The following is a 1,061-nucleotide window of genomic DNA, read 5'->3' on the forward strand; positions in this document are numbered from 1 at the left end:
CGGCGACGGCAGCCGCGCGCCTGCTCGCGGCCGATGCCGGCACCTCGGCCGTCGGGGTGTTCCCGCCCGGGCCGCAGGCCTCGGCGATGTGGCGGATCCGGGCCGACGGGGCCGGGCTCGGCGGGCGCACCGCGAGCGGTGAGCAGGCCTGGCCCGGGTTCGAGGACTCGGCGGTGCCGCCGGAGCACCTGGGCGCCTACCTGCGGGCGCTCGAGGCGCTCATGGCCGACCACCACGTCGACGGCATGGCGTACGGGCACTTCGGTGACGGGTGCGTGCACCTGCGCCTCGACGTGCCGCTGGAACGCGACGGCTCGGCGCTGCGCGCGTTCATGACCGACGCGGCGCACCTGGTCGCCGAGCACGGCGGGTCGCTGTCGGGTGAGCACGGCGACGGGCGGGCCCGCAGCGAGCTGCTGCCGGTGATGTACTCCCCGCGCGCGCTGGAGGTGTTCGGCGGGTTCAAGCACCTGCTCGACCCGGCCGGGCTGCTCAACCCCGGGGTGCTCGTCGACCCGCGACCGCTGGACGCGGACCTGCGTCGCCCGCACGCCCGGCCGCTGCCGGCGCGCGGCGGCTTCGCGTTCGCCGAGGACCACGGCGACCTCACCCAGGCGGTGCACCGCTGCGTCGGCGTGGCCAAGTGCCGGGCCGACAACACCGCGTCGGGCGGCTTCATGTGCCCCTCCTACCAGGCGACCGGGGACGAGAAGGACTCGACGCGGGGCCGGGCCCGGGTGCTGCAGGAGATGGCCAACGGCACGCTCGTGACCCGCGGCTGGTCGGCCCCGGAGGTCGCCGAGTCGCTCGACCTCTGCCTGAGCTGCAAGGCGTGCTCGTCGGACTGCCCGGCGGGGGTCGACATGGCCCGGTACAAGTCCGAGGTCACCTACCGGCGCTACCGCGGCCGGCTGCGCCCGATGAACCACTACGCGCTGGGCTGGTTGCCGCGGTGGGCCCGGCTGCTCACCGGGGTGCCGGGGCTGGCGGCGGTGGCGAACGCCGCGCTGGGCGTGCGGCCGGTCGCCCGGCTCGTGCTGCGGCTCGGCGGGATGGACACC

At 76.5% G+C, this 1,061-nt stretch carries 1 protein-coding gene; it reads left to right on the plus strand.

The window, feature by feature from the left end; genetic code table 11:
• On the plus strand, nt 1-1,061 hold a 1,061-nt coding region (locus F2B26_RS16425), incomplete at both ends, for an FAD-binding and (Fe-S)-binding domain-containing protein (RefSeq protein WP_201292800.1).

This window comes from Cellulomonas citrea (assembly GCF_009829685.1).
In the GTDB taxonomy this organism is placed as follows: domain Bacteria; phylum Actinomycetota; class Actinomycetes; order Actinomycetales; family Cellulomonadaceae; genus Cellulomonas; species Cellulomonas citrea.